Annotated in this window: 15 protein-coding genes; 4 read left to right on the top strand and 11 right to left on the bottom strand. The window is 66.0% G+C overall.

The features are described from left to right. Positions 1 to 13: 13 nt before the first annotated feature. Positions 14 to 1,411 carry a sugar porter family MFS transporter gene (locus NIBR502770_RS01935; RefSeq protein ID WP_168223101.1) on the bottom strand — a complete coding sequence of 466 codons (1,398 nt, stop codon included), beginning with the start codon at positions 1,409 to 1,411 and terminating at the stop codon, positions 14 to 16. A 316-nt stretch (positions 1,412 to 1,727) separates the two neighbouring features. Here NIBR502770_RS01935 and NIBR502770_RS01930 point away from each other — a divergent pair, with 316 nt between their 5' ends. The 3 genes from NIBR502770_RS01930 to NIBR502770_RS01920 are packed head-to-tail and all read left to right on the top strand — an operon-like array spanning position 1,728 to position 4,442. Continuing rightward, entirely contained in the window at positions 1,728 to 2,468 is a 741-nt protein-coding gene (locus NIBR502770_RS01930; protein WP_141180846.1) for a GntR family transcriptional regulator, read from the top strand. Between the two features lie 17 nt (positions 2,469 to 2,485). Continuing rightward, on the top strand, positions 2,486 to 3,379 hold the full coding sequence (gene iolB, locus NIBR502770_RS01925) for a 5-deoxy-glucuronate isomerase (RefSeq protein ID WP_141180845.1): 894 nt from the start codon (positions 2,486 to 2,488) through the stop codon (positions 3,377 to 3,379). 46 nt (positions 3,380 to 3,425) lie between these two features. Continuing rightward, positions 3,426 to 4,442 carry a LacI family DNA-binding transcriptional regulator gene (locus NIBR502770_RS01920; protein ID WP_141180844.1) on the top strand — a complete coding sequence of 339 codons (1,017 nt, stop codon included), beginning with the start codon at positions 3,426 to 3,428 and terminating at the stop codon, positions 4,440 to 4,442. On the opposite strand, the gene NIBR502770_RS01915 is transcribed toward NIBR502770_RS01920, so the two are convergent. Continuing rightward, the gene (locus NIBR502770_RS01915) at positions 4,439 to 5,641 is read right to left on the bottom strand and encodes an MFS transporter (RefSeq protein ID WP_141180843.1); all 1,203 of its coding nucleotides are present in this window, start codon (positions 5,639 to 5,641) and stop codon (positions 4,439 to 4,441) included. The genes NIBR502770_RS01920 and NIBR502770_RS01915 overlap by 4 nt on opposite strands. Before the next feature lie 164 nt (positions 5,642 to 5,805). On the opposite strand from NIBR502770_RS01915, the gene NIBR502770_RS01910 reads away from it, so the two are divergent. Then, the gene (locus NIBR502770_RS01910; RefSeq protein ID WP_141180842.1) at positions 5,806 to 6,255 is read left to right on the top strand and encodes a MarR family winged helix-turn-helix transcriptional regulator; all 450 of its coding nucleotides are present in this window, start codon (positions 5,806 to 5,808) and stop codon (positions 6,253 to 6,255) included. An 88-nt stretch (positions 6,256 to 6,343) separates the two neighbouring features. On the opposite strand, the gene NIBR502770_RS01905 is transcribed toward NIBR502770_RS01910, so the two are convergent. The 9 genes from NIBR502770_RS01905 to NIBR502770_RS01865 all read right to left on the bottom strand — a co-directional run bounded on the left by NIBR502770_RS01905 (position 6,344) and on the right by NIBR502770_RS01865 (position 16,817). Beyond that, complete coding sequence (locus tag NIBR502770_RS01905) at positions 6,344 to 7,783, bottom strand: sugar porter family MFS transporter (protein WP_141180841.1); 1,440 nt, start codon at positions 7,781 to 7,783, stop codon at positions 6,344 to 6,346. Next, the gene (locus NIBR502770_RS01900) at positions 7,780 to 8,655 is read right to left on the bottom strand and encodes a sugar phosphate isomerase/epimerase (RefSeq protein ID WP_141180840.1); all 876 of its coding nucleotides are present in this window, start codon (positions 8,653 to 8,655) and stop codon (positions 7,780 to 7,782) included. The genes NIBR502770_RS01905 and NIBR502770_RS01900 overlap by 4 nt, the downstream gene beginning before the upstream one ends. 72 nt (positions 8,656 to 8,727) lie before the next feature. After that, the gene (locus NIBR502770_RS01895) at positions 8,728 to 9,741 is read right to left on the bottom strand and encodes a Gfo/Idh/MocA family protein (protein ID WP_141180839.1); all 1,014 of its coding nucleotides are present in this window, start codon (positions 9,739 to 9,741) and stop codon (positions 8,728 to 8,730) included. A gap of 29 nt (positions 9,742 to 9,770) precedes the next feature. Then, complete coding sequence (locus tag NIBR502770_RS01890; RefSeq protein ID WP_141180838.1) at positions 9,771 to 10,682, bottom strand: sugar phosphate isomerase/epimerase; 912 nt, start codon at positions 10,680 to 10,682, stop codon at positions 9,771 to 9,773. A 75-nt stretch (positions 10,683 to 10,757) separates the two neighbouring features. Further along, complete coding sequence (locus NIBR502770_RS01885; RefSeq protein WP_141180837.1) at positions 10,758 to 12,272, bottom strand: CoA-acylating methylmalonate-semialdehyde dehydrogenase; 1,515 nt, start codon at positions 12,270 to 12,272, stop codon at positions 10,758 to 10,760. A gap of 31 nt (positions 12,273 to 12,303) precedes the next feature. Then, positions 12,304 to 14,274, bottom strand: a complete 1,971-nt coding sequence (gene iolD / locus NIBR502770_RS01880; protein WP_210418902.1) for a 3D-(3,5/4)-trihydroxycyclohexane-1,2-dione acylhydrolase (decyclizing) — start codon at positions 14,272 to 14,274, stop codon at positions 12,304 to 12,306. 2 nt (positions 14,275 to 14,276) lie between these two features. Beyond that, complete coding sequence (locus NIBR502770_RS01875) at positions 14,277 to 15,215, bottom strand: deoxyribose-phosphate aldolase (RefSeq protein ID WP_141180836.1); 939 nt, start codon at positions 15,213 to 15,215, stop codon at positions 14,277 to 14,279. Next, entirely contained in the window at positions 15,212 to 16,228 is a 1,017-nt protein-coding gene (iolC, locus tag NIBR502770_RS01870; protein ID WP_141180835.1) for a 5-dehydro-2-deoxygluconokinase, read from the bottom strand. Before iolC ends, NIBR502770_RS01875 begins: the two co-directional genes overlap by 4 nt. Positions 16,229 to 16,412: 184 nt before the next feature. After that, on the bottom strand, positions 16,413 to 16,817 hold the full coding sequence (locus NIBR502770_RS01865; RefSeq protein ID WP_141158006.1) for a tautomerase family protein: 405 nt from the start codon (positions 16,815 to 16,817) through the stop codon (positions 16,413 to 16,415). Positions 16,818 to 16,883 lie beyond the last annotated feature (66 nt).

The following is a 16,883-nucleotide window of genomic DNA, read 5'->3' as shown; positions in this document are numbered from 1 at the left end:
GCAACGGCGGCGGCTACGCCGAAAGCTTCGCCGGCACCTCACCATCGCGGAAGTGCGCTTCGAGGTCCTCAAGGGAGTGGCCCTTGGTCTCCGGCACGAACTTGATGACGAACGCCAGGGAAGCCACGTTGACCAGGACGAAGAGGCCGAAGGTACCCGTGGATCCCAGGGCATTGACCACGATCGGGAACAGGAAGGAGATGGCCGCGTTCACGGTCCACAGCGCGAAGACCGCGATTCCCATGGCGAACCCGCGGATGGCCAGCGGGAACATTTCGGAAAGCAGGAGCCAGACGCAGGTGCCGATGAAGCACTGGACGAAGGCAACGAACAGCATCATCGCGGCCAGGATGGTGTAGCTGGCAAGGTCCGACTGTGGGAGGAGGAAGACGACGGCCAGCAGGGCCTGGGCACCAACAACTCCGGAGAATCCGATCACCAGCATCCGGCGGCGGCCAACAAAGCCGAGCAACCAGATACCCAGGACGGTCATGAGCACTGAGGTAACGCCGACGCCGATGGTGGCCACCAGCGATGCGCTGACGCCAAGCCCGCTCTTTTCCAGGATGGTGGGGGCGTAGTAGTTCACGGTGTTGATGCCGGTTGCCTGCTGGACGGTGGCCAGGCCAATGCCGATCCAGAGCAGCCGGCGCATCCATGGGTTGTTCTTCAGGTCGCGGAGGGCGTGACCGCGTTCTTCCTTGGCCGTGCGCGCCGCGTGGGCGATTTCCTCGAACTCGGCGGTTGCCTCTTCCGGGCTGCGGCTCAGGTTCAGGACCCGGCGGCTGTCTTCCAGGCGGCCGCGGATGGCGTACCAGCGCGGCGATTCCGGCAGCATCAGCATTCCGGCGAGCAGTGCGAGGGCAGGGATGGAAGCGATGCCCAGCATGCCCCGCCAGACCTCGTTGTCGTGGATCAGGGCATCCAGGAGCGCATTGATGGCGAATGCCAGCATCTGGCCGGTCACGATCATGAGTTCGTTGATGGTGACCATCCGGCCACGAAGATGGGCAGGAGCCATCTCCGCCAGGTACAGCGGGCAGGTCACAGCGGCGGCGCCCACCCCCAGGCCCAGCACGATGCGGGCGGCAATCATGAAGGTCACGCTGGGCGCAAGGGCGCAGCCCATGGCACCCAGCAGGAATAGCAGTGCGCAGACCAGCAGTGAGCCACGACGGCCCAGCTTGTCAGCCATCCGCCCGCCGGTAAGGGCGCCGACGGCGGCACCGGGGAACAGCAGTGCGCTCACCACGGTTGCTTCCTCCACGGCGTTCATGTTGAGGGAGTCGTTCATGTACAGCAGGGCGCCGGAGATCACGCCGGTGTCGTACCCGAAGAGCAGGCCGCCCAGGGTGGAGATCACGGTGAGCCGGGCGAGGTAGCCGCGGCGCCTGCTGCCGGTGGCAGCCATGGTTTGTTTTTGCAACAGCATTGTTGCCTCTCAAATTCTCTCGGGGACCGGATGACCGGTCGGGAATGTGATGCGTGCCACCTACGTTAGAGCGCTCTAATCCGACTCGTCAATAAAAAGTCTTAATGTCAGCACAATATTTTTCCATTTCCTTTGGCTGAAGCGCGGCAAAGCCATCCTTGACCACCCGGGCGCGCCTGCTACGATCAAGGAAGGAACTATGTCCTATCAAGCGAACATATAGCGTCAAACTGCCCGCAGGCCGGCTGTCCAGACCGGGCGGAAGCGCCCGCACCAAAGACGAGGGGAACGCACCGTGGCCAACAACCTGGGACTCACCATCAACCGCTCCTCCCCCGTGCCCCTGTACCACCAGGTGGTCCAGGGCATTGAAGCGGCAATCTACAGCGGGGTGCTGGAGCCCGGCAGCCGGCTGGACAACGAGATCGATCTCGCCGCACAGCTGAACCTGTCGCGGCCCACCATGCGCAAGGCCATGGATGAGCTGGTCCGTTCCGGGCTGCTGGTGCGGAAGCGGGGCGTAGGAACGCAGGTGGTGTCGAGCCAGGTGCGCCGGCCGCTGGAGCTTTCCAGCCTCTATGACGACCTGACCAACAATGGCAAGAAGCCCACCACCGAGGTGCTGAGCTTCTCGCACCTCGAGGCGGATGACGCCACGATCACTACCCTGCAGCTTCCCGCAGGCTCGAAGGTGTACCACTTCACCCGGCTGCGGAAGGTGGGCGGCAAGCCCCTGGCCCTCATGGAGAACTGGGTGCGCGACGACATTGCCGAGATGGATGAAGCCATGCTCAAGGCAGAAGGCCTCTACTCGATCCTCCGCCGCGGAGGCGTGAACTTCCGGCTCGCCACCCAGCGCATCGGTGCGATGACCGCCAACGAGTACCAGGCTTCCATGCTGGACGCCCCGGCAGGCTCGGCGCTGGTGACCATGGAACGCACCGCGGTGGACGATACCGGCCGGCGGGTTGAAACCGGCCACCACGTGTACCGCGCCGATTCCTACAGCTTTGAAATGACACTCGTACAGCGATAATCCAAGGAGCCAACTCCATGACCAACTGGGTCTACCCCCTGGGCACCGCCGCCGACGGCACCTGGGACGTGTCCATCGGAACCTCAGATTCCCCCCTGGCCGTGGACGGCTGGGCGCACACCGGACTGAAGGTGGCCACCCTGCCGGCGGGGGCCGCCGTCGAACTCCCCGCCGCGGACGAGGAACGCATCGTGGTGCCGCTCAACGGGTCCTTCACCGTCACCGTTGACGGCACAGACTACCCGCTGCAGGGCCGCCGCTCGGTGTTCGCAGGTCCGACTGATGTGCTGTATTCCGGCACCGGCCGCGCAGTTGGCATCAGCTCGGCCGACGGCGGCAGGGTGGCGGTTGCCACCGCACCGGCCCAGGCTTCCTACCCCACCAGGCTGGTGTCCGCCGCAGAAACTCCGGTGGAGCTGCGCGGCGCGGGCAACTGCTCGCGCCAGGTCCACAACTTCGGCACCCCTGCCGCGCTCGAGGCTGACCGCTTCATCGTGTGTGAGGTGCTCACTCCCGCCGGCAACTGGTCCTCCTACCCTCCCCACAAGCATGACGAGGAAAAAGACGGCGAAACCTCCCTTGAGGAGATCTACTACTTCGAGACGCAGGTGGGCGCCGGACCGGGAGCACCTGCAGACGCCGACGCCATCGGCTACCAGCGTGTCTACGCCTCCGATGAGCGGCCCATCGATGTTTCCGCCGAAGTACGGACCGGGGACGTGGTCCTGGTCCCTTACGGCTGGCATGGCCCGGCCATGGCGGCTCCCGGCTACGACCTCTACTACCTCAACGTCATGGCCGGGCCCGGGCCCGTGCGGGAGTGGCTGATCAGCGACGACCCGCACCACGGCTGGGTCCGGCAGACGTGGGAGAGCCAGAACATCGATCCCCGGCTGCCGTTCGGCGCCTAGGGAACCTTGCCCGGCAGGTGGCGGCAGGCTGGCATAGTGGAGTCTTGTGAAACAAACGTCTCCTGCGCCGCGGTCCGTGACCATGGAGGATGTGGCACGGGACGCCGGGGTGAGCCGCGCCCTGGTGTCCCTGGTCATGCGGGATTCCCCCAAGGTCTCCCCCGCCAAGCGGACGGCCGTGCTGGAAGCAGCCGCCGCCCTGGGCTACTCGCCCAACAGGCTGGCCAGCCGGCTGGCCAGCCACCGGACCAACACCATCGGAGTCCTCTTCCTCGACCTGCACAACCCGGTCTTCGCAGACATCTATGACGGCATCACCGAAGGCCTGGCGGGGAGCGGCAACCAGGTGATGGTCGCCGTCGGCTCGGCTGATCCGGGAACGGAACTGGAAGCCGTCCGGTCCTTCGTGGACCTGCGCGTGGACGGCGTCCTGCTGGCGGGCTATACCGGCACCTCGGCGGAGCTGGCCGGGGCACTGCGGGGGACGCCCGCCGTCGTCATCACCCGGGAGCTGGAGGTCGACGGCGTGGATTCCGTTTTGACCGACGACTTCCGTTCCGGAGCGCTTGCCGTGGAGCACCTGTACGGACTGGGGCACCGGCGGATCGCCCACGTGGACATCTCGGACTGGCTCCCCTATACCGCGCGGCGGGAGGGCTACCTGCACGCCATGGAACAGTTCGGGCTGGAGCCACAGCTGGTCCACAGCGACATGACCGAACGCGGCGGCCGGGCCGTGATGGAGCAGTTCCTGGACTCCGGCGCCACGCTCCCCACCGCCGTCTTTGCGCACAATGACCTCACCGCCATCGGCATCATGGAGGCCCTGGCGTCGCGCGGACTGTCCGTTCCGGGCGACGTGGCGATCGTCGGCTGCGACAACATCGAAGTAGCGGCCTCCCCCCTGATTGGCCTGACGTCCATTGACCAGCACGCGGGGCAGCTGGGCCGGCTGGCGGCGCAAGCCATGCTGGAGCGGGTCGCCGGGACGGCCGGACAGGCCGTGACCCGGAAGCTTGAACCCGCCCTGATGGTGCGCCGCTCCTCGGATCCCGCCGCTTAGCGGACGGCCAGCTCGTCCACGGCCCGCACCTCTTTGCCCGGCTGCTGTTCGCCCCGCTTGGCGCCCGCCGCGGCGAGGGCCATCACCACCACGCCGGCCAGCGTAATGGCTGCGCCTGCCCAGATGGGCGAGGTGTAACCGAAGCCGGCGGTGATGGTGACGCCGCCCAGCCAGGCGCCCAGGGCGTTGCCCACATTGAAGGCACCGATATTGGCGCCGGAGGCGAGGGTGGGAGCACCGGCGGCGTACTTCATGACGCGCATCTGCAGGCCCGGGACGGTGGCGAAGCCGAAGCCGCCCATCAGCACCAAAGAGATGATCGTCAGGACGGGGTTGGTGGCCGTCAGGGCGAACGCCACCAGGACCACGGTGAGCGCGGCGAGCACCACCAGCAGCGTCCTGTCCACGTTGCGGTCGGCGGCCTTCCCGCCCAGGGTGTTGCCGGCGAAGAGGCCCACGCCGAAGACAATGAGCAGCCACGGCACGGTGGAGGCGGCAAATCCGGATACCTCCGTGAGGGTGTAGGCGATGTAGGTGAACGCACCGAACATGCCGCCGAAGCCCAGGATGGTCACCACGATGGACAGCCATACCTGCCCGGAGCGGAAGGCACGCAGTTCGGAGCGGAGGCTGGGCGCCTCTTCCGTTCCACCGGCAGATGCGGGGACGAGTGCAAGGATCCCGGCGAGCGCGGCTACGCCAATGACGGTGATGGCCCAGAACGTGGCGCGCCAGCCGGCCGCCTGGCCCAGCAGGGTTCCGAACGGGACGCCCAGGACATTGGCGGCCGTCAGCCCGGTGAACATCAGGGCAATGGCCCCTGCCTTCTTGCTGGGCGGAACCATGCCGGCCGCCACCACGGCTCCGATTCCGAAAAAGGCGCCGTGCGAAAGGGCTGCGATGACGCGGCCCAGCATCATGGCCCAGTAACCGTCCGCCGTAGCGGAGAGCAGGTTGCCGGCAATGAACAGGACCAGCAGGGCGGCCAGCACGGGTTTGCGCTGGAAGCGGGTTACGGCTGCGGTCAGGCCGAGCGCTCCCACCACCACGGAGAGTGCGTAGCCGGAGATGAACCAGCCCGCGGACGCTTCACTGACTGCAAAGTCCGCGGCTACCTGCGGGAGGAGGCCGGCGATCACGAATTCCGTGAGTCCAATGCCAAACCCGCCCAGGGCGAGTGCTATCAGGCCAACAGGCATGAGGATGCTCCTTTGAGCTGTTCGTGGTTGTTCGCGAGGCGGGAAGGCGCCTAAGATAGTTGCAGGCGCGGTATTTATTGTTGCACATGCAAATATACCGCGCAAGCAACTATCTATGACCGCAGCAATGGATGGCGCCTTCCGCCGTCTTCGAAGGAGCAACCATGGGCATCAAGGACGACGCCGTTGAGGTCCGTGCCCAGGGCTGGCGCACCCTGGCAGCCCTGCACGGGCTGATCGAAAACGAACTGGAACGCAGCCTCCAGGCCGAGTCGAAGCTGTCCGTGGTGGAATACACGGTGCTTGATGCCCTGAGCCGGCAGGACGGCTGGCACATGCGGATGCAGCAGCTGGCGCGCGCCACGGCACTGAGCCCCAGCGCAACCACCCGGCTGGTGAACCGGCTGGAGGACCGGGGCCTGCTGACCCGGATCCTGTGCGACGACGACCGCCGCGGCATCTACACGGAGTTAACGCCCAGCGGCCTCAGCCTCCTTGAGGAAGCGAGGCCGGTGCACGACGCCACCCTGGAACGTGCCCTGGGAGCGGCGCGGGACATCCCCGAGCTGGCCCCGCTGGTGGATGCGCTGCCGCGGCTGCACGCGCGCGCCTAGGACACCGGCTTATTAAAGACACCAGCAACGCCCCCGCGCGGATGCTCGTGGGGGCTTTGCTGTGAAGAACCGGGTGTGGCTGGTCCGGTCAGGAAATCTTTGCGGCGGAGGCCTCAGCTTTGCCGCCGGCGACGTTTTTGAAGTAGTGCTCCAGGTCCTCAAGGCTCTTGTCCCTGGTTTCGGGAACGTATTTCGCGGCGAAGGCAATGGCCCCCACGCCAAGGACTGCAAACACGAAGAACGTGTTGGAGATGCCGATGGCGGCCAGCAGCTGCGGGAACCCGAATCCGATCAGGAAGTTCACGATCCACAGCAGGAATGCCGAGGCCCCCATGCCCAGGCCGCGGATCTTCAGCGGGAAGATTTCCGAGAGCATCAGCCAGGTGACCGGGGAAATTGCGCCCTGTTGGAAGGCCAGGAACGTCACAGTGAGTGCCAGGATGACGAAGCCCCGGGCGGAGCCTTCCGGCAGGATCAGCGAGAAGAAGCCGATCAGCAACAGTGCCGTGGTGGTCCCCACCTGCCCGGTGATCAGCATCCTGCGCCGCCCCACCCTGCCCAGCAGCCAGATCCCCACGAACGTGGCCAGTACCGAAATGACCCCATTGGCGATGTTGGCCGTCAAGGCAGCTTCGCGTCCGAAGCCGGACTGCGAGAGGATCTGGGTGCCGTAGTACATGATCGAGTTCACGCCGGTGATCTGCTGGATCACCGCGAGGCCCAGGCCCACCACGAAGATCCTGCGGAGCCACGGGATGCCCAGGTCCTTCCATGAACCCATTTTGGACTTGTAGTCCTCCACGGCCATGGCTTTGACTTCCTCGAATTCCCTGCGGGCTTCCTCCTGCGACCGGATCCGCTGCAGCACGCTGAGCGTCTCGCCGAAGCTGCCGATGGAGGCCAGCCAGCGTGGACTCTCGGGCATGAAGTTCATCCCGATCCACAGCGCGATGGCCGGCAGGGTGGCGATGACCAGCATCCAGCGCCAGATGCCGTGCGATTCACCGAAGGAGTTGCCCAGGTAGGCGTTGAAGATGAACGCAAGCAGCTGCCCGGTGACGATCATGAGTTCGTTCTGGGTGACGATCCGGCCGCGCCGGTTGCTCGGCGATACCTCCGCCAGGTACACGGGCACTGTCACCGATGCCCCGCCCACGGCGAGTCCCAGGATGAACCGGGCGGCGATCATCACTCCGGTGTTGGGCGCGAAGGTGCAGCCGATGGTGCCCGCGAGGAAAATGACCGCCAGCACCATGATCATTTTGCGTCGGCCGTTGCGGTCCGCCAGGCGTCCGCCGAACAGGGCGCCGAAGGCTGCACCGAACAGCAGGGACGATGTGACCAGGCCTTCGGTGAGCGGCGTAAGGCCCAGGTCCTCCTGCATATACGGCAGTGCGCCATTGATCACGCCGGTGTCGTAGCCGAACAGCAGGCCGCCGAAGGTGGAGATGATGGTGACGGTCCGCAGGGCCCGGTGATGGTTGCCGGGCTGCTTGGACGCTGACCTCCCGGAGGCAGGCGAACTCATAGGCTTACCTTTTGGACGTACTGCTTCATGGTTTCCAGCTGGTAGCGGGAGACCTCTTCGGCATATTCGTTTTCGGCAAAGACGCTGGAGACCATCACAGTATTCTCGCGGTCCAGGAAGCCGATTTCCTTCAGGCCGCCGAAGAACTCGTCCCAGTTGACGTCGCCGTCGCCGATCTTCAGGTGCTGGTGGACGCGGACCGGGTTGCCCGGCGGGTTGGTGATGTAGCGCAGCCCGTGTGAGGCGTGGTGGTCCATGGTGTCGGCCACGTGGACCAGGCGGACCTTGTCCCCCGCCGCCCGCATGATGTCCAGCGGGGAGTTCTTCATGTGGAAGCTGTGCGACGCCACATAGACCATGCCGACGTTCTTCGAGTTCACGCCCCGGATCACGCGGATGGCGGCGAGGCCTTCCTCCACGAAGTCGTCGGGGTGGGGGTCGATCAGCAGGTCGATGCCCTCACGCTCGATGATGGGCAGCAGTTCCTCCATGGAACGGTAGAACGCCCGCTCGGATTCCTCGGCCTTTTCCGGCCTGCCGCTGAACTCGGTGTTCATGGTGCTGACGCCCAGGTCCACGGTGATCTGGATGGCACGTTTCCAGTAGCGGACGGCGGCCTCACGCGCGTCCTCGTCCGGGCCGGACCAGCGAAGCACCGGCAGGACCGAGGCGATCTCGATTCCGGCATCCTTGCAGGCTTTCTTCAGCTGGCCCACCAGCTCATCGTCCGCCTTGGGGTGGTTGAAGAAGGGGATGAAGTCCGCGTGCGGGGTCATCTGCATGTACTTGTAGCCAAGGTCCGCCACCACCTTGGGGAACTCCAGCAGGCTGTGCGAGTGGTGGAACGGGGTGGGGTCAAGTGCGATTTTCACGAAAACACTCCATTGTGGATCAGTCAGGGGGCAGGAGAAGGGGACGGAATGCATTCGGTCCCCTTGTTTGTCCTACTTGTAAAGGTCGGGCTTTGCGGCCAGCTTCACGGCGACCTTTTCACCATTCTTCTGCGCTTCGACGCCTGCTTCGCAGCACGCCGCGGTGGCGTACCCGTCCCAGGCGGAGGGGCCGCCGATTTCGCCCTTAAGTGCCGCATCAACCCATGACTGGATTTCGACGTCGTACGCCGCACCGAAGCGCTCTTCGAAGCCCGGGGTGACGTTGCCGCCCCAGCGGCCGGAGCTGCGGGTGTAGGGCCCCTTGTCGCCGCCGATGCTGACGATGCCGTCCTCGAACGAGGCCTGGGTGGCCACCTCGTAGCCGAACTTGGCGTTGACGTAGATTTCGACGTCGGCCAGCACGCCGGACTCGGTCTCCAGCAGGACGTGCTGGGGGTCGTGCTGGCCGTTCGGGGCGTTCCGGGTGGCCTTGCCCAGGCGAACCTGGACACTGGTGATTTCCTCACCCGTGAAGAACCGGATGGCGTCGAACTCGTGGACCACGGAGTCGTTGATCAGCATCTCGTTGGTGAAGCCCTCGGGGGTGCTCGGGTTGCGGTGCTGGTGGTGCAGCATCAACAGTTCGCCGAGTTCGTGGTTGCGGATGATGGAACCCAGCGTGGCGTACTCGGCGTCGAAGCGGCGCATGAAGCCCACCTGGATCCGCTTGTGGCCCAGAGCCACCTCTGCCTCGACGATCTTCCAGGAGGATGCGGCGTCGGGGGTGAGCGGTTTTTCGCAGAGGATCGGGATATCCCTGGCGAGGGCCTTGAGCAGGATGTCCTCGTGCAGGAAGCCGGGGGTGGCGATCAGGACGGCGTTGACATCGCCGTTGTTGAGCGCTTCCTCGGCATCGGCGAGGGCCACGGCGCCCGGAATGCCTTCGATGGCGGCCTGGGCTCGGGCAAGGTCGACGTCGACGACGGCGGCAACTTCGGCTCCGTGGATGCGCTTGTTGAGGCGCTGGATGTGGTCGGCGCCCATGCGGCCTGCGCCGATGACGGCGACGCGGAGGGTTTCAGTCATTGTTTTGTTCCTTCAGTGTCTGTGGCGGGTTAGCTGACGGCGGTGCGGGAGCCGCAGGACAGCAGGTAGCTGCGCGTGCGCTTGGCAATGGGCATGGGGACGTCGAAGGCCACGGGATACATGTCCTGCTCCACGATGCCGAAGATGGGCCGGTTGAGCGTTTCCACGGCGTCGATGACGGCGCGCAGGTCCGGCAGGCCGTTGGGCGGTTCGGTCATGACGCCGGCCAGGTTGGCAGCTGCCCAGGTCATGTTTTCCGCGTTGACCCGCCTGAGGATGTCCGGGTTGATCTGCTTCAGGTGCAGGTAGCCGATCCGGTCCGGGTAATTCTTGATCAGTTCCAGGCTGGAGGCGCCGCAGTATTCGGCGTGGCCGGTGTCCAGGCAGAGGTTCAGGTACTGCGGGTCCGTGGCACCGAGCAGCGTCTCGATGTCCGCCTGCGCGCCCACGTGGGAGTCGGCATGGGAGTGGAACTGCTGCTTCAGGCCGAAGTCCTCCAGGAGGGTCTTGCCCAGGCGGTTGTGGCCGTCAAACAGGTCGCTCCAGGCCTTGTCGTCCAGGGTGCCGCTTTCCACGGCTTCGCCTGTGACGTCGTCGCGCCACATGGCCGGGATGACCACGATGTGCTCACCGCCCATGGCCGCCGTCAGTTCAGCCACCTTGCGGGCCGGCTCCCAGGCTGTTTCCCACTGGTCCAGGCCACGGTGGAAGGCGGTGAACACCGTGCCGGCGGAGATCTGCAGGTCGCGCTGCTTGAGTTCCTCCGCCAGGCGGGCGGGGTCTGTGGGCAGGTAGCCGTAGGGGCCCAGTTCGATCCACTTGTAGCCGGATTCGGCCACCTCGTCCAGGAAGCGTTCCCACGGGGTCTGCTTGGGGTCATCCGCGAACCAGACGCCCCAGGAGTCCGGCGCCGTGCCGATGATCAGCTTGTTCTCAGTCATTGTCTGTCTCTTTGATAGGGGCCACCCAGCCAGGGTTCCCTGGCCGGGCTTGCGAGCCGAGGGTGGCGGTGGGGATCAGTTGGAGGGGAAGTTGTAGGAGGCGCCGGAGGCGTGGTGGGTTTCGGGCCAGCGGGAAGTGACCACCTTGCCGCGGGTGTAGAAGGATACGCCTTCGGGTCCGTAGATGTGCTTGTCGCCGAAGAGGGATGCTTTCCAGCCGCCGAAGGAGTGGTACGCCACCGGGACCGGGAGGGGCACATTGATGCCGATCATGCCCACGGTCACCGACCGCTGGAACTTGCGGGCGGCGGCGCCGGAGGAGGTGAAGATGGCGGTGCCGTTCCCGTAGGGGTTGGCGTTGATCAGCGTGATGCCGTCTTCAAGGGTGTCGACGCGGACCACGACGAGGACGGGTCCGAAGATTTCCTCTTTGTAAGCGGTCATTTCGGTCTTCACGTGGTCGATGACGGTGGGGCCCACCCAGAAGCCGTTCTCGTGGCCCGGGACCACGAGGTCGCGGCCGTCCACCACCATGGCGGCGCCGGCAGTTTCCGCCTCTGTGACAATCTTGACGATGCGTTCCCTGGAGGCCGGGGTGATGACCGGCCCCATTTCGGCGCCGGGTTCGGTGCCGTTGTTGACCTGGACGGCTTCGGCGCGTTCCTGGACTTTGGCGACCAGGGCGTCGGCGGCGTCTCCAACGGCGACGGCGACCGAGATGGCCATGCAGCGTTCCCCGGCGGAGCCGAACGCAGCGGCGGCGAGGTGGTCGGCGGCGTTGTCCAGGTCGGCGTCGGGCAGAATGATGGCGTGGTTCTTTGCCCCGCCCAGGGCCTGGACGCGCTTGCCCTGCTTCGTGGCGGTTTCGTGGACGTACTGGGCGATCGGGGTGGACCCGACGAAGGAGATGCCGTCCACGTCCGGGTGGGTCAGCAGCCCGTCGACCGTTTCCTTGTCGCCGTGCAGGACCTGGAACACACCGTCCGGCAGCCCGGCCTCCTTCCACAGCCTGGCCAGCAGCAGCGAGGCGGAGGGGTCGCGTTCGGAGGGCTTGAGGATGAACGCGTTGCCGGTGGCGATCGCCATCGGCGCCATCCACAACGGCACCATGACCGGGAAGTTGAACGGCGTGATGCCCGCGACCACGCCGAGCGGCTCGCGGAAGGAGAACACATCGATGCCGGTGGAGACCTGGTCCGAGTAGTCGCCCTTGAGCAGGGTGGGGATGCCGCAGGCGTATTCGACGACCTCCAGGCCGCGCCCGATCTCGCCCTTGGCGTCGGAGAGGACTTTGCCGTGCTCGGCGGTGACCAGCTCGGCCAGTTCATCGACGTGGGCGGCGACGAGCTCGCGGAACTTGAACAGCACGGGGGTTCGCTTGGCCAGGGAAATGTCGCCCCAGGTGTCGGCGGCTTTGCGGGCGGCGGCGACGGCGGTGTCCAGGTCGGCCCGGTTGGCCAGGCGCAGTTCGCCGGTCACCGCACCGGTGGCCGGGTTGTACACGTTCGTGGTGCGGTCGCCTTCGCCGGCGGTCTCGGCGCCGTTAATGAAGTGGTTGATAACCGTGGTTTCGGTGGTGGTGGCAGTCATGTGACTCTTCCTTGAGTAGTGGAAAGTGTGCTTAGCCGAGCAGTTTGCGCTGGCGGGACTTGTGGTCGACGTAGGTCTGGAAGGCCTGCTTGGTGGAGTCCAGTTCGGAGACCTGCGAAACGGGGACGTCCCACCAGGACTCGGAGGACGGGGCGTCAAGGAGCGGGTCCGATTCGACGTGGATCAGGATCGGGCCGCTGTTCTCGGGGGCGGCCTTGGCGTCGCGGATGGCCTGTTCCAGTTCGGCGATGACTTTCCCGCCGGGCTCGATCCGGATGACCTTCACGCCCAGGGACTCGGCGTTAAGGGCCAGGTCCACCGGCAGGGTCTCGCCGTTGTCGAAGCTGTGCTGCTCCTCGTCCAGCGCCCGGTACTGGGTGCCAAACCGCTGGGACCCGAGGGATTCGGAAAGGGAGCCGATGGAGGCGTAGCCGTGGTTCTGGATCAGGACCACGATCAGCTTGATGCGTTCGGCGACGGCGGTGACCAACTCCGTGTGCATCATCAGGTAGGAGCCGTCCCCCACCATCACGACGACGTCCCGCACCTGATCACCCGACCCGCCTGCCGCCGTCGTACGTGCTGCTTCGGCGATGGCGGCGCGCTTGACTCCCAGTCCGCCGGGGATCTCGTAGCCCATGCAGGAGTAGGCGTATTCGACGTGGTAGCCGAACGGGTCCCGCACGCGCCACATCTTGTGCAGGTCACCGGGCAGGGACCCGGCGGCGCAGATGACCACGTCGCGGGCGTCCATGGCCCGGTTGGTGGCGCCGATGATCTCGTTCTGCGCCGGCAACGGGGTGTACCGGGTGTCGAACGCCTCGTCCACGGTGGCGTTCCAGCGCTTCTTCTCGGCGGCGACCGTCTGTTCCAGGTCCGCCCCGACCCGGTAACCGCCCAAGGCTGCGTTGAGCTTGACCAGGGCTTTGCGGGCATCGGCAACGATCGGCAGCGCGGTGCCGTGCTTGTAGGCGTCGATCGGGGCGACGTTGATGTTCACGAACTTCACGTCGGGGTTCTGGAACGCGGTCCGGGACGCAGTGGTGAAGTCCTCGTAGCGGGTGCCGATGCCGATGACCAGGTCCGCCGCGGCGGCGATGGCGTTGGCCGCCGTCGTGCCCGTGGAACCAATGGCACCGAGGGAGAACTGGTGGTCCCACGGCAGCACGCCGACGCCTGCCTGCGTGTTACCCACCGGAATCCCGGTCAGCTCGGCGAACTTTGCCAGTTCCTCGTTGGCATAGGCGTAGAGGACGCCGCCGCCGGCGATGATCAGCGGACGCTTCGCGGCGCGGATGGCTGCGGCGGCGCGGGCGATGTCCTCGTCGTCGGCCTCGGGGCGGCGGATCCGCCACTCCCGCTCCGCCAGGAACTCGGCGGGGACGTCGAAGGCCTCGGCCTGGACGTCCTGCGGCAGCGAAATCGTGACAGCGCCGGTCTCGGCGGGGTCCGTCAGGACCCGCAGTCCGTGGTGGAACGCGGAGAAGAGCTGCTCCGGACGGTTCACCCGGTCGAAGAACTTGGACAGCGGCCGGAACGCGTCGTTGACGGTGATGTCATAGGCGTACGGCTGCTCCAGCTGCTGCAGGACGGGGTCGGCCGCGCGGGTGGCAAACGTATCGGACGGCAGCAGCAGCACCGGGAGCCGGTTGGTGGTGGCCAGGGCGGCGCCGGTGAGCAGGTTGGACGAACCCGGACCGATCGAGGTGCTGATGGCGTAGGTCTGGCGGCGGCGGGTGTGCCGGGCATAGCCGACGGCCTGATGGACCTGGGCCTGCTCGTTCCGGCCCTGGTAGTAGGGCATCAGGGCCGGGTCCTGCTGCTGGTACTGCTTCAGCGCCTGGCCCACGCCGGCCACGTTGCCGTGCCCGAAAATCCCGAACGTGCCCGGAATCAGCCGCTCACTGTAGTCAACGCCGCCCACCGTGTCCACGGTGTACTGCTTGGAAAGGTATTCGACGACGGCCTGGGCCACCGTCATCCTGCGCGTAGTTGTGCCCATGGCTAGTTCTCCGGGAGTTCTGTGGTGTGGTGCAGGAGCGAGGCTGCCGCGGCAACGGCGCCGGCGACGTCCCCGTCCGCGGGGTATAGGAGGGTACGGCCAACGGTGAGGCCCTGGACGCCGGGCAGGGACAGGGCAGCTCCCCAGGTGGCGAAGACTTCGTCCTGGGATCCGTCCGGGTCCCCGCCCAAGAGGACGGTTGGCATGGTGGTGGCGGCCATGACGCGTTCCATCTCCGCCACCACGGGAAGCTTCATCCAGGTGTAGGCGCTCGTGGAACCCAGGCCCTCGGCGATGGCGATGGACTTGATCACGGAGTTGGTGGAGAGGTCGTTGCGGACCCGGCCATTTTCGCGGACGGACAGGAACGGCTCCACCATGGCGATCAATTTCCGCTCCGCCAGGGAATCGATGGCCTTGGCTGTCGCTTCCAGGGTCGCCACGGTGTCCGGGTCGCCCAGGCAGATACGGGTCAGCATCTTGCCGCCGTCCGCACCGAGCGCTTCGAGGGCGGCGGCGGTGTGGCCGGTGAACCGGTCGTCGAACTCGTTGACCAGGCCGGACAGGCCGCCGCGGTTCATCGATCCGAACACCAGCTTGCCGTCCAGGGCCCCCAGCAGGAGGAGGTCGTCCATGATGTCCGGGGAGGCCAGGACTCCGTCAACGGCCGGGTTGGCCAAGGCGATCTGCAGCCGGTCCAGCAACTGGCGCCGGTCCGCCATGGCCACGGGGTCGCTGCCGACGGACAGGGCACCGCGCGCCGGGTGGTCGGCGGCGACGATGAAGTTCTGCCGGCCGGCCTTTACGCCGGGGTGGTGGCGGCGGGACTTCGCCGCGCGGGCCACGGCGTCCGGGTCTTCGAGGCGGATGGTGCTCAGGTGCTCGTAGCGGCGGGGATTGTCATCCACGGCGTTGGTCGAGGCGGCGTGCGTGAGGGTCACAGTGCTGCTCCTTCGGGAATTGAAGCGCCGGAAGCCGCACCCGGCACGGTACGGCCGCGTTCGGCCAGCAGCGAGGTGACTTCGTCCGGCGTCGGCATCGCATCGGCGCAGGACAAGCGGGAGGCCACAATCGCTCCCGCGGCGTTCGCGTAGTCCAGGACCTGCTCCAGCGGCCAGCCGGACAGCAGCCCGTGGCAGAACGCGCCGCCGAACGAATCACCGGCACCCAGGCCGTTGAGGGTTTCCACCGGGACGGGGGCGGAGACCACGCGCTCGGTACGCGTCTTGGCCATCACGCCTTCGGCACCGAGCTTGACGACGGCGATCTCGACGCCGGCGGCCAGCAGCCGGTCCGCCTGCTCGTCCGGGGTTCCCTCCCCTACGGCCACGGCGCATTCCTTGTCATTGCCGATGGCGACGGTGACATGCGGGAGGATCCTGGCCACTTCTGCGCGGGCTTCATCCTCGGAGGCCCAGAACATGGGCCGGTAGTCCAGGTCCAGGATGGTGAACTGCCCCTCGGCCAGGCCGGTGCGTGGACGGGCCTCATGGGCAGCGAGGTGCGCGGAGCGGGAAGGCTCCTGGCACAGGCCGGTCACCGTGGACCAGAAGATGCGGGCCCCGCGGATGGCTTCGAGGTCCAGCTCTTCAGCCTTGATCTGCAGGTCCGGAGCGGTGGGAAAACGGCCGTAGAAGTACAGCGGAAACTCGTCTGTGGCCGGTTTAATGGCGCAGAATGTGACCGCCGTGGGCCAGTCCCTTACCGGCGTGACGAACGTGTCGTCGACATTGAACTTGTGCAGTTCCCGGTGCAGGTAGGTGCCGAATGCGTCGTCCCCGGTGCGGGTAATGACGCCCGTCCGGCGGCCGTGGCGGGCTGCGGCAACAGCGACATTGGACGGTGAACCGCCCAGGTATTTGCCGAAGGAGTTGACGTCCTCCAGGCCAACCCCGATGTCGTTCGGGTAGATATCAACGCTGATGCGCCCGATCGTAAGAAGCTCGTGGGTCACGGTGATCGTGGACCTTTCTGGTGTGGAACTCGGGTCCTTTGCGGAGCAGGGGGTCCGGGACTGGCAGGCCGTGGCGTGGGCCACACGGACTACTTTGCCCTAGATCGAATGTCCTGTCAAAGGTTTGTACTGACATACTGACAACATAAACTCGAACAAGCCACCCCAGATGGGCACGCCCGCGCTACTTCCGCGGAACGGCCAATTCGCCCGTCACGTACTGGGCGCGGCCAAAGCCGAAAGACCAGTCGCCGGCAGTATTTTCGACATAGCCGATGAAGACGTCCTCGCCGGCAACCCCAACTTCGGCAAGCTTTTCAGCCACCGCAGCAAAGAGCTGTTGCTTGGCCTCCTGGGACCGGCCGCCCTGGGTGAAGATCTGGATCATCACCACTCCCCCTGTGCGCTCGAACCCCAGTCCGGCGTCCTGCGCGAAAATTTGCCCCCGCGGGTGCTCGGTAAGGATGTGGAAGTAGTCCCGCTCCGGAATGCCGTACTCCGCAAGGATCGCGTCGTGGATTCCGCGGCTCAGCTGCTGCAGCTCGCCCGCGGTGCGGCCTTCGTTAACGTCAATGCGAACCAATGGCATGGAGCTTCTCCTTCACGTAGTTTGTACTGACATACTAACAAACAGGATTTTGATATCGCAAGACAC

Origin of the sequence: Pseudarthrobacter sp. NIBRBAC000502770 (assembly GCF_006517815.1) — a bacterium.
In the GTDB taxonomy this organism is placed as follows: domain Bacteria; phylum Actinomycetota; class Actinomycetes; order Actinomycetales; family Micrococcaceae; genus Arthrobacter; species Arthrobacter niigatensis.
Note: the sequence above shows the minus strand (reverse complement) of the source record. Positions and strands in the feature narration are given on the sequence as shown.

Excerpts from the sequence above, each read along its gene's own strand:
- NIBR502770_RS01935 (WP_168223101.1), bottom strand. The coding sequence starts at position 1,411 with ATGGCTGCCACCGGCAGCAGGCGCCGCGGCTACCTCGCCCGGCTCACC.
- iolB (WP_141180845.1), top strand. The coding sequence starts at position 2,486 with ATGACCAACTGGGTCTACCCCCTGGGCACCGCCGCCGACGGCACCTGG.
- NIBR502770_RS01915 (WP_141180843.1), bottom strand. The coding sequence starts at position 5,641 with ATGCCTGTTGGCCTGATAGCACTCGCCCTGGGCGGGTTTGGCATTGGA.
- NIBR502770_RS01910 (WP_141180842.1), top strand. The coding sequence starts at position 5,806 with ATGGGCATCAAGGACGACGCCGTTGAGGTCCGTGCCCAGGGCTGGCGC.
- NIBR502770_RS01905 (WP_141180841.1), bottom strand. The coding sequence starts at position 7,783 with ATGAGTTCGCCTGCCTCCGGGAGGTCAGCGTCCAAGCAGCCCGGCAAC.
- NIBR502770_RS01895 (WP_141180839.1), bottom strand. The coding sequence starts at position 9,741 with ATGACTGAAACCCTCCGCGTCGCCGTCATCGGCGCAGGCCGCATGGGC.
- NIBR502770_RS01890 (WP_141180838.1), bottom strand. The coding sequence starts at position 10,682 with ATGACTGAGAACAAGCTGATCATCGGCACGGCGCCGGACTCCTGGGGC.
- NIBR502770_RS01885 (WP_141180837.1), bottom strand. The coding sequence starts at position 12,272 with ATGACTGCCACCACCACCGAAACCACGGTTATCAACCACTTCATTAAC.
- iolD (WP_210418902.1), bottom strand. The coding sequence starts at position 14,274 with ATGGGCACAACTACGCGCAGGATGACGGTGGCCCAGGCCGTCGTCGAA.
- NIBR502770_RS01865 (WP_141158006.1), bottom strand. The coding sequence starts at position 16,817 with ATGCCATTGGTTCGCATTGACGTTAACGAAGGCCGCACCGCGGGCGAG.